Origin of the sequence: Pantoea cypripedii (assembly GCF_011395035.1) — a bacterium.
Taxonomy (GTDB): Bacteria; Pseudomonadota; Gammaproteobacteria; order Enterobacterales; family Enterobacteriaceae; genus Pantoea; species Pantoea cypripedii_A.
In genome coordinates, this window is the sequence record NZ_CP024770.1 from 793768 (window position 1) to 803569 (window position 9802).

General features: G+C 50.8%; 10 protein-coding genes and 1 pseudogene. 5 read left to right on the top strand and 6 right to left on the bottom strand.

What is annotated here, in order from left to right:
- Positions 1–1887 (top strand): hypothetical protein, encoded by a 1887-nt coding sequence (locus CUN67_RS27080; protein ID WP_208718548.1) that lies wholly within the window; start codon positions 1–3, stop codon positions 1885–1887.
- On the opposite strand, the gene CUN67_RS27085 is transcribed toward CUN67_RS27080, so the two are convergent.
- The 4 genes and pseudogenes from CUN67_RS27085 to CUN67_RS27100 all read right to left on the bottom strand — a co-directional run.
- On the bottom strand, positions 1884–2930 hold the full coding sequence (locus CUN67_RS27085; RefSeq protein WP_208719545.1) for a bifunctional transcriptional activator/DNA repair enzyme AdaA: 1047 nt from the start codon (positions 2928–2930) through the stop codon (positions 1884–1886). The two genes, CUN67_RS27080 and CUN67_RS27085, sit on opposite strands and share 4 nt — an antisense overlap.
- Positions 2914–3690, bottom strand: a complete 777-nt coding sequence (locus tag CUN67_RS27090; RefSeq protein ID WP_208718549.1) for an isocitrate lyase/PEP mutase family protein — start codon at positions 3688–3690, stop codon at positions 2914–2916. The genes CUN67_RS27085 and CUN67_RS27090 overlap by 17 nt, the downstream gene beginning before the upstream one ends.
- 250 nt (positions 3691–3940) lie before the next feature.
- Complete coding sequence (locus CUN67_RS27095) at positions 3941–4375, bottom strand: bifunctional diaminohydroxyphosphoribosylaminopyrimidine deaminase/5-amino-6-(5-phosphoribosylamino)uracil reductase RibD (protein ID WP_208718550.1); 435 nt, start codon at positions 4373–4375, stop codon at positions 3941–3943.
- An 82-nt stretch (positions 4376–4457) separates the two neighbouring features.
- Positions 4458–4680, bottom strand: a pseudogene (locus tag CUN67_RS27100) (YggS family pyridoxal phosphate-dependent enzyme); the annotation flags it as partial.
- 71 nt (positions 4681–4751) lie between these two features.
- On the opposite strand from CUN67_RS27100, the gene ptsJ reads away from it, so the two are divergent.
- Positions 4752–6080, top strand: coding sequence for a transcriptional regulator PtsJ (ptsJ, locus tag CUN67_RS27105; RefSeq protein ID WP_208718551.1), 1329 nt, complete (start codon positions 4752–4754; stop codon positions 6078–6080).
- A gap of 26 nt (positions 6081–6106) precedes the next feature.
- Positions 6107–6826, top strand: a complete 720-nt coding sequence (locus CUN67_RS27110) for a type 1 glutamine amidotransferase (RefSeq protein WP_208718552.1) — start codon at positions 6107–6109, stop codon at positions 6824–6826.
- A 280-nt stretch (positions 6827–7106) separates the two neighbouring features.
- On the opposite strand, the gene CUN67_RS27115 is transcribed toward CUN67_RS27110, so the two are convergent.
- Positions 7107–7574, bottom strand: a complete 468-nt coding sequence (locus CUN67_RS27115) for a helix-turn-helix domain-containing protein (RefSeq protein WP_208718553.1) — start codon at positions 7572–7574, stop codon at positions 7107–7109.
- A gap of 308 nt (positions 7575–7882) precedes the next feature.
- Positions 7883–8374 carry a DUF2938 domain-containing protein gene (locus CUN67_RS27120; RefSeq protein WP_302882499.1) on the bottom strand — a complete coding sequence of 164 codons (492 nt, stop codon included), beginning with the start codon at positions 8372–8374 and terminating at the stop codon, positions 7883–7885.
- A gap of 66 nt (positions 8375–8440) precedes the next feature.
- Between CUN67_RS27120 and CUN67_RS27125 the strand changes: the two genes are divergently transcribed.
- On the top strand, positions 8441–8839 hold the full coding sequence (locus CUN67_RS27125; RefSeq protein WP_208718554.1) for a helix-turn-helix domain-containing protein: 399 nt from the start codon (positions 8441–8443) through the stop codon (positions 8837–8839).
- 170 nt (positions 8840–9009) lie between these two features.
- On the top strand, positions 9010–9630 hold the full coding sequence (locus CUN67_RS27130) for a LysE family translocator (protein ID WP_208718555.1): 621 nt from the start codon (positions 9010–9012) through the stop codon (positions 9628–9630).
- Positions 9631–9802: the final 172 nt, after the last annotated feature.

Consider the following 9802-nt stretch of genomic DNA (forward strand, 5'->3'; position numbering starts at 1 on the left):
ATGAACCAGCTGATTGAATGTTACGGCACGGATCAACCCCTGGTGATCCCGGAGATGATTGCATATGGCGCATGGCAACTGGAGTTAATTGCCGGAGACATCCGGCATATTCGTTACCGGGGCAGCGAGGTGATTCGCTCGGTGGGGTATATCCTGCGCGATGACAACTGGGGTACCTGCCCCATGGTGCTTCAGCAACTGAATATCGAGAGGATGGATGAGGGTATTCAGGTGGTCACGATTAACCAATGTCAGATATCCGCTCAGAACAGGGCAACGCTGAAACGCGTGTTACGCATCACCAACGACAATATTCATGTCCAGGCTGAATTGCAGGCTGAGGAGAATTTCTCAACGGCACGCTGTGGTTTTACCGTGCTGTATCCCCTGGTGGGTGTGGTGGGATCACCGGTGGACGTGTTGCACAGCAATGGTGAAACTGAGCAGGGACGTTTTCCGGTAAATATTGAACCCTGGCAACCGTTTAAAACTATTCAGCGCCTGGTTTATCAGCATGGTGATGGCATTGAGGTTGCGACCGATTATCAGGGCGATATTTTTGAAATGGAGGACCAGCGGGCATGGATGGATGCATCGTACAAAGTCTATTCCCGTCCGCTGGAATATCCCTGGCCCTATATCGTTGATGCCAGCCAGCCGCAGCGACAATCCATTCGCCTGACGGCACGACGGGCGACAACGCCAGTGATGCCCGCTGCAGATGTGTCCACAACAGCGGAGATGACCATGCCCGTAACGGGCATTCTTATCACGGCTGAGATGTTGCAGGATGTCGATGCGTTGGTGGGGTTGTTGCGGGAAATGAATCCCGGTTATGTGCTTTTTCACTGCCATCCGGCACAAGAGGGCTACCAGCCTCTGGCAACCTTGTCAGGTGTCCTGAGGCAACTTGCTGGCATCGCGCTGCATCTTGAGTATGTGTTGCCCATCGCGCGGCACGATGATTTCCGGCGTCATTTTGCTGAACTGGCAACGGTGTCAGAGACACAGCGCATCAGCCCTGCCTGCATCATTATTTCTCCTGCCACCGATCTGAAATCCACGCCACCTGGCAGCGAGTGGCCGTGGTGTCCGGCACTGGACGATATTTTTAGCGCCGCCCGCGCTATTTTCAGGGATGTGAAGCTGGGAGGTGGGATGATCAGCTACTTCACGGAGCTGAACCGTAAGCGGCCGCCGCTTGAGTTAATAGATTTTGTGACACATGCGACCTGCCCGATTGTGCATGACGCGGCGGATCGTGCCGTGATGCAGACGCTGGAATCGTTACCCTATATCACCCAATCGACGCGCGACATCATTGGCAGCCGCCTGCCATATCATCTTGGTCCTGCCATGATTAGCATGCGTGACAACCCTTATGGTGCAGCGGTTTACCCTAATCCTGACAATATCAGGGTGACGATGACCAGCAGCGACCCGCGACAAAAAGGGCGCTTCTTCGCCAGCTGGCTGGTGGGTTATGTCGCGCAGCTAAGCGGCGCGGATATCAGTCACTGGTGCCCAGCCGGGATACTGGGTGATATCGGGCTGGGACAGATCAACGCATCGGGTTTCTCGGCTTATCCGGCATGGCAGGTGGTTAAGTTTCTGGCCTCTCAGGCAGGAAGTTACGTTCGTGTGCTGCCAAACGATCATCCCGATGTGGTGGTGCTGACATTCTCTGGTCAGCAGACCGCCTGGCTGGTGGCCAGCCTTAGCCCCACACATCAGAAGTGGGTGCTTGAATGTGGTTCTGCGCAGCTGTTATTCGGATTAGGGGGTGAGGTTCGCCAGCGTCAGGAACAGACAGATATCGAACTGGCGGCGTTTGGTGTGGTTTGCTGTCATTCTGAGCAGCCAGTCTTACCGCATCGACTCATTTAACGGTGATTCCTTTCATGCTCGATAAGCCACTCTTTGCGTGAGATACCACCACCATACCCGCTGATGCCGCCATCTTTACCCATAATTCTGTGGCACGGAATGACAATCGCAATACGGTTTGCTGCATTCGCTGCGGCAACTGCGCGTGCAGCATCGGGTTTATTCAGGCGCAGCGAAATATCCTGATGGCGTGAGGTCTGTCCATAAGGAACAGCCCGTAGCGCCTGCCAGACGGATCGTTGAAAATCACTGCCCGGGGTATCGAGTATGAGATCAAACTGCTGACGTGTTCCGGCAAAATATTCGCTGATTTCTTTAACTGTCTGCCGTGTATGACTGTTTTCTCCGGTGACAATTTTGGCGTTCAGTAAACGCTGGATGTCGCGAAACTCAGTTTCTAATAACCGGCGATCGGTAAACTCCAGCAGGCAGACTCCCTTATCCGTGGCGCAGACGAACATCGGACCCAGCGCAGTAGTAAACCGGTGAATGACAATGACCTGCGTGGTCTGAGTCGGAGCGGCGCCAGTGAGCCGCTTGTAGGTGTAACCAAACCCGCTTAAGGATTCGTAGCCATTGTCCAGAGCGACATCCGTTGCCGCACGTCCACTTTTCAGCTCCTGAAGGGCGATATTTACCCGCTGCATTCGCTGAAAGGCCTGAAAAGTGATGCCGTGATGTTGCAGGAACCAGCGTCGCACCCGCTCCGGGCTGATCCCATGTCTACGAAGATCCGCGTCGGCTATGCGGGATTTGATATCGCGCCTGACAAGCGCAAGCGCCTGCTCGACAAATAATGGCGCGCTGTGCGCATTTTCAGCTGGTCGACAGACTTTACAGGGACGAAAGCCAGCTGCCAGGGCAGATTTAGCATCTTTATAAAATTCAACGTTTTCACGTTTGGGCTTTCGCGCCCGGCATACCGAGATGCAAAAGACGCCTGTCGTTTTGACGCCAACAAAAAACACACCCGTATATTCTGCAGCGCGTTCAAGTAATGCCTGATACCAGACATCACACAGATCATTATTGACAACTTTCATCGATAAAAAGTCCTTCAAACGTCTGATGCGACCGGATCGCATACATCAAATCAGTCAGCTTTGACTGAAGGGCCGAATGAACAAAATTACCCATAGAAATGCGGCTTACCCCTGCCAGTTTCAGCCTGCCGAACGACGGAAGGTCTGGCATACACATGACATTCAGGTGCAGATCAATGGCTTCAGCAATGAGGCTCATGTCTATCTCTGACGTCAGGCAGGGAACAAAAAGGCCGTCAGCACCTGCGGCTTTATATAGCTGACCGCGTAATAACGTCTCCTGTAACGCTCTTTCATGCCCGAGCAGGTATGTATCAGTACGGACGTTCATAAACAGGCCATACCCCTCACTTTTGAGCGCGTTGCATACCGATTTTAGCCTGGCGGAGAATGCAGATGCATCATCAAGCTGACGAACCTGATTGATGACTCTGCTGTCTTCAAGGTTGACTCCGGATACGCCTGTCTGGGCAAGGCGTTTGAGATTGGCTGTTATCTCCTCAGCTGAATCACCATATCCTGCTTCCATATCTACGCTCAATGGCAGGTTACTGACCGCCCGGATGCGGATAACCCTATAAAGTAATTCATCAAACGGCATGCTCTGACCGTCTTCATATCCTAATGTGGCAGCTATTGCTGCGCTGGAGGTTCCCAGCGCCTGATAACCGGCTTTTTGCGCTGCGACAGCACTGGCGGCATCCCATACGTTAGCGATAAGTAAAGGTTCATTTTGGTTGTGGAGTTCTGCAAAGTTCATATCGACGTCCTCTTAATCAGGTCGGAAATGAATCTAAGCATTCAGTAAAAACGGCACAACCGAAATTCAGACGACCATTTTTTAGCAAGGTTGGATCAGGTCAGTTTGGTCTGCGGGGTTGACCTGGTCATAATTTTTCAAGGTCTGCTTCTGGCACGAGGCAGTCAGGGGAATGACATCCTCGTTGGCTTAGAGTGAATGGCGTGCCTAACCTTTCCGGCGCGGAACAGCTTTGAAATTTGCAGGCGGCCTAATATGACCTCAGCAAATAAGGTGACAGAAAATCCTCTACTTCTTCTTTGCCGATACCGAGCGTATAGCTGATACCTGCATTCTTTAAAATATTGAGTCCTGCCCCCCTGTTTCCTGGGTGCGGATCTTCTATAGCAACATAGATATGTTGTGGCTTCAGCTCAGTGAGGGTTAAAGCACAGGAGGGGGTTCTGCCTTCAAAGGAGCAGGGTTCTAGCGTAACAAATATTTCACATTCACCAATCGGAAAGGTGAGTCTTGAAATGGCGTCTATCTCAGCGTGATGGTGTCCTGGAGATTGTGTGAAACCTTTGGAAACCACATGACCTTCATGGACAATCACGCATCCTACAGGTGGATTTGGTCTGCATACGGGTAATGCCTGACGGGAGTATTCGAGTGCCAGCAACATGAATTCCAGATTTTTGCTCATACACTTTTTCTGCCTCAGTATCTAAGTCATAGACTTATGATTTTTAAGCTATCATGCATGAAAGCAGGCTCTGACGCGATCGGCGTCTGTCCAGTATTTCTGCCGTGTTAAGTGAGTCCAGAGCCTGGAACTCACTGGCAAATCGGGCAACCAGTTTGGCTTTATTCGACTGAAGATGCCCGATGACAGACCGATTTCAGATCGGCCAGGTCTGACATGGCCTGTGATTTCCCCCAGGCTTCCTGCACTTTATTTTCGCCCAGCAGGTTGCAGCCCACCTGGTGAGCCAGTCGGATGTGTTTTTCATGGCGTATAGACAAGAGCTCGACCCTCAATTAACATTGTCCTAGGCTAAAACTTTATTTGAACCAGATCAATGAAGATAAGTGGCAAAACAGCAGGTGAAGTATTCGATCAGATCCGTGCAATGATTCAGGCTGGCGAACTTGCTCCCGGAGCGATGCTTCCTACGCTGCGCGAGTTGGCGGCTGAACTTGGCATTAATCGTAATACGGTGGCCCTCGCATATAAGCGCCTGATGGACGCAGGTTTTGTCATATCAAGAGGCAGAAACGGCACCATTGTGCGCGAGTCCATCACGGCCATTGATATCGAAGGTAGCGTACCGGACCTGGTACTCCGTGATCTTGCCAGCGGTAATCCCTCAGCTTCGGTTCTGCCCTCAGTCAGCCAGCTTGCCGCGTATATCCGAAATACACCGGGGCTGTATGGCGACCCCGTGATCCGCCCGGAGCTTGAAACAGCGGGTCTTGAATGGCTTCAGCCTGATCTCAACACGCCTTTTGATTTAAATCTGACTAACGGTGCTGTTGATGCCGTCGAAAGGGTACTTACCAGCTATCTGATAGCAGGCGATCGCGTGGCAGTTGAAGACCCCTGTTTCCTGAGCAGCATCAGCACCCTGAGACACAGCCGCCTTCAGGCCGCGCCTGTGGCAATGGATGAGGAAGGAATGCAGATTGAGGCGCTTTCACGCCAGCTTTCTGCTGGCGTACAGGCAGTGATCATCACGCCCCGGGCCCACAATCCAACCGGCTTTGGCCTCAGCGCCGGTCGGGCAGAAGGCATTCGTACATTGCTGGCAAGCTATCCTCAGGTTCTGGTGATAGTAGATGACCACTTCTCGCTGCTTTCAACACAGGATTATCACCACGTTGTTCCGGTAAATACCCGTAACTGGGTGCTTATCCGCTCAATGTCCAAGTTTCTGGGGCCAGATTTGCGTATGGCCTTTGTCGCGAGCGATGCGGAAACTTCACAGCGTCTACGCCAGCGCCTGAATGCCGGGACTAACTGGGTAAGCCACATTCTGCAGGATATGGCAGCGGGTTATATGCGTTCACCTGGCTTTCAGCAATCAATTCTTGCTGCACGCGATCGTTATCTCGGGCAGCGGGAACTCCTGGTCAGCACGTTAAAACAGCACGGTGTCACGGTGTCAGGTCATCACGATGGCTTAAACGTGTGGGTTCCGCTTGCCCGGAACAGCTCGACAACGGTTATGCAAATGGCCCAACGGGGCTGGCTGGTTCGGGGCGGAGAAGGTTTCATCCTGGACAATGCTTGTTCTGGGGTGCGGATCACCATCTCTGACCTTGATGCACCGGAAACTGAATTAATCGCAAAATCCCTGGCCGGGATTCTGGCACAGCAGCGTCAGATTCAAGCCACAAACATCGCCTGAACAGGTCACTAATGGAGTTCTCTGCAATGCGCGTACATTTCATCGTACATGAAGATTTTGAAGCACCTGGCGCCTACGAAACCTGGGCCAGACATCACGGCCATGATGTGACTTACTCACGCGTTTACGCAGGTGATAAGCTGCCAGCGGACGCTGAAGGTATCGATTTCCTGATTGTGATGGGTGGCCCGCAGGACCCTGTCACCACACTGGAAGAGTGCCCGCACTTCGATGCTAAAGGTGAGCAGGCACTGATTGCTTCAGCTGTTAAAACCGGTAAAGCCGTGATCGGTATTTGCCTGGGTTCACAGCTGATCGGCGAAGCGCTGGGCGCGCCGTTCGCGCACAGCCCTGAAAAAGAGATTGGTAAATTCCCGATTACGCTGACTGAAGACGGCAGCAAGAATGAGATGTTCTCTCACTTTGCCAGGACGCTGGAAGTAGGTCACTGGCACAACGACATGCCGGGCCTGACCCCGGAAGCAAAAATTATTGCTTATAGTGAAGGTTGCCCACGTCAAATCGTTTCATATTCTGATCGCGTATTTGGCTTCCAATGTCATATGGAACTGACGCTGGATGTTGTTGAGCTGTTGATCGCCCATTCAGAGAAAGACCTGAGTCGTGCCGCAGAATATCGCTTCGTTAACACCCCTGATGAACTTCGTGCGCACGATTACAGCGAAATGAATCAGGTGCTCTTTGGGTTCCTGGATAAGCTGGAAGCACGTTATAAATCAGTGTAAGCATTAATTAATGCCCGGTATTGTTTGTCTTCGGGCATTATTAATTAAATCTTAAAGCACGCACTGTATTATGCCTCCTCAGGTACTACCTGCAATTAGCACCGTCCTCAATCACGCATAATATTTCACCCAAGATGCAGCAAATTAATTGCATTGTGCTTCCAATGTTTGATGTTTTTTTATGTTCCAACTTTCGCTTATGGCACGAAGCTGCCCCGAAGATCTCCTGGGGGAGTTTGAGTATCGGGCCAGCAGACCAGTATTCCACGGGGTCGTTGTATTACTTGCGCAGCAGGTATTGCAGTCTCTTTTTCTGCCATTTGCTGATCAGTTCTCTGAACAAAAAGATTCTCACGCCCCGCACCGCAATTAACGAAAACCAGATAGCAGCCACCCATAACGACCAGTGGCTGGCAGGGGATGTGAAATGATTCAGCATGAAAAGCAGCAAGCAGACGACAATCGCCGTAATGATGGAGCGGTAAAACCGGGTCTCTTCTGCAATCCTGTTTCTCGTTGCGCTAATTCTCTCATCCAGCGCGTTTTCCCCGACATTTTCATGAGCGGAAAGCGCCGAAACGGTCACTCCGAACACGGCCGCTAAGGCGCTCAGCGTCTCCAGACCTGGCCGCTCGCCATTCTCTATCCGCTGCACAGTACGTGTGCTCAGGCCTGACAATTCGGCAAGCTGTTCCTGCGACCAGGCCCGTTCAAGGCGAAGCGCTCTGAATTTATTTATGTCACTCATAGTCCATCTCCGAATAATGGTTGATCAGTGGATATTGTTACCGGAGCCTGCCCACATCACCACGATCGGAACCCGACAGCAACCTGACACCGGCATGACACGCACGTGGCAGGCTTCAGCTTAGCGCCCATATCAGGACTGCACATAAAAAATTCGGTTCATCATATTTATGCCTGGGTCCGTTTTTAGCACGAGATTGGTGGGGTAATCTATTAATAACCCCCTGTTCATCCGGCATATCAAAATTGCGCCAGGGTTAGTTCAGGCAATAAGCGCGGGCGTTCTGAAACCTGAACTGCTCAATGACGCTATGATAATGACGCTATAACAGCGGCAACGCCATACAACCCTATGCCATACGCAAGGTGCGTAATCAGGCTCAAAAGACGCGCCAGCCATGGACGAAGTGTACGGGAAGCAGCGATACCAAAGCCAAACGCGGGTTGCAAAACTAAGAACGGAGCAATCAAAGTTAACAAACCTGTCAACACGCCCATGAAGAGAGAAGGTTCATGGAGCCAGCCTTTTCCGTAAAGTAAAAGCGGGATAACCGCAAATAGTATCCCGGTCAGATAATGGAATACCCAGCCAGTAAGATTCTCCCCACGTATCTGTAACGTTGAAAGAATGGTGTGATGCCTGAATTTTCCTTTTGGAAGCCATAAAATCCAGCGACCTACCAGCGCATAATTCAACGGTGGAATTTTTAAAATGAGCTTTTGGCATAACGACCACGAATCCATCACCAGCGTTGCGCCAATGCCCGTTATGACAGTTTTGAGAAAAATAATGATATCCAACGCGTACTCCTTCTTTTCAATGGCATAATAATCAGTATGCAACTTAAAGTGAGGTTTAAGTCAACAATGAAAGAACTGGATATCAGGGAAATCGCTGACCTTACCGGACTTACCCCGTCAGCGTTGCGATATTACGAAAAGAAACAACTAATCAAACCTGTTGGCCGTAATGGTCTGAGAAGGCAGTACAATGAGAAAGTGATCAATAAACTGCAATTAATCGCGCTTGGTCAGGCTGCAGGGTTTTCTCTTGATGAAATAGCTACAATGTTTAATCCAGAGAACAAACTGGCATTAGACCGCGTTCAGCTTCTTCAAAGAGCAAAGGAGATAGACGGCACTATCCGCAAACTCCAGTTGTTAAGCCGGGGACTGAAACATATTGCATGTTGTACGAAGACTGAGCATTCCGAATGTGAAGCATTCAAAAAAATTGTCTCAATAGGCCTGCGGCTCGTCAGGTAAATAATTTTAACGCACTGTGCCATGAACTATGTCTGCTTTTGGCACTTAGCGGCCAGAATCATGAGAGGCTGGGGCCGCTTTGAGCGAGAAGCGGACCTTTAAAAAGTAGTATTTATTGGATTGATTGCGCGGAACTAAATGATTAGCATCTGCTCTTTCGGACAAAGAAAATGACTGTTAACGATTCCCTCCTCGCATTCTCTCTCGCAGCACTGTTACTTACCCTGACTCCCGGCCTCGATACGGCACTTATTCTGCGCACCGCTTGTGCTGAGGGCGGCAAAAAGGCTTTTCACGCTGCGCTTGGCATTGATGCTGGCTGTTTTGTATGGGGCGCGCTGGTCGCGTTAGGTCTTGGCGCTCTTCTGGCGGTTTCAGAGATGGCTTACACTGTGCTCAAAGTTTGTGGCGCTGTCTACCTGAGCTGGCTGGGCTTACAANTGCTGATACGTCCCCGATCCTCTTTCAGTGATGGCGATGACAACAACGGTTCTCAGGGGAACTGGTTTATCAGAGGAATGCTGGGGAATGTGCTCAATCCCAAAATGGGCATTTTCTATGTCTCTTTTTTGCCACAGTTCATACCTGCCGGTCACTCTCCTTTAATATGGACTTTTATCCTGGTCAGCATCCACGTAACGATCGGGACTATATGGTCGGTCACACTCATTTTATCCACGCATTTTGCGTCAGCTGTATTGAAGAAAAGTCGCGTTGTCCAGGTGATGGACAGAACAACTGNGGGCTTATTTTTATGCTTCGCGGCTAAACTTGCGATGAGCACGAGATAGNCTTGGGTTGGCTGTAGACGTCCGCTTCTGACACTTAGCGGCCAGAATCATGAGAGGTTGAGGTCGCTTTGAGCGAAAAACAGACCTTATGAAAGGTTCAGAACAGTGATTTCCGGCTGGTCAGGAATGAAGGAAGCTGCTTTCGCAGCTTCCTGATGTTCATCGATGACAG

Excerpts from the sequence above, each read along its gene's own strand:
- CUN67_RS27080 (WP_208718548.1), top strand. The coding sequence starts at position 1 with ATGAACCAGCTGATTGAATGTTACGGCACGGATCAACCCCTGGTGATC.
- CUN67_RS27085 (WP_208719545.1), bottom strand. The coding sequence starts at position 2,930 with ATGAAAGTTGTCAATAATGATCTGTGTGATGTCTGGTATCAGGCATTA.
- CUN67_RS27090 (WP_208718549.1), bottom strand. The coding sequence starts at position 3,690 with ATGAACTTTGCAGAACTCCACAACCAAAATGAACCTTTACTTATCGCT.
- CUN67_RS27095 (WP_208718550.1), bottom strand. The coding sequence starts at position 4,375 with ATGAGCAAAAATCTGGAATTCATGTTGCTGGCACTCGAATACTCCCGT.
- ptsJ (WP_208718551.1), top strand. The coding sequence starts at position 4,752 with ATGAAGATAAGTGGCAAAACAGCAGGTGAAGTATTCGATCAGATCCGT.
- CUN67_RS27110 (WP_208718552.1), top strand. The coding sequence starts at position 6,107 with ATGCGCGTACATTTCATCGTACATGAAGATTTTGAAGCACCTGGCGCC.
- CUN67_RS27115 (WP_208718553.1), bottom strand. The coding sequence starts at position 7,574 with ATGAGTGACATAAATAAATTCAGAGCGCTTCGCCTTGAACGGGCCTGG.
- CUN67_RS27125 (WP_208718554.1), top strand. The coding sequence starts at position 8,441 with ATGAAAGAACTGGATATCAGGGAAATCGCTGACCTTACCGGACTTACC.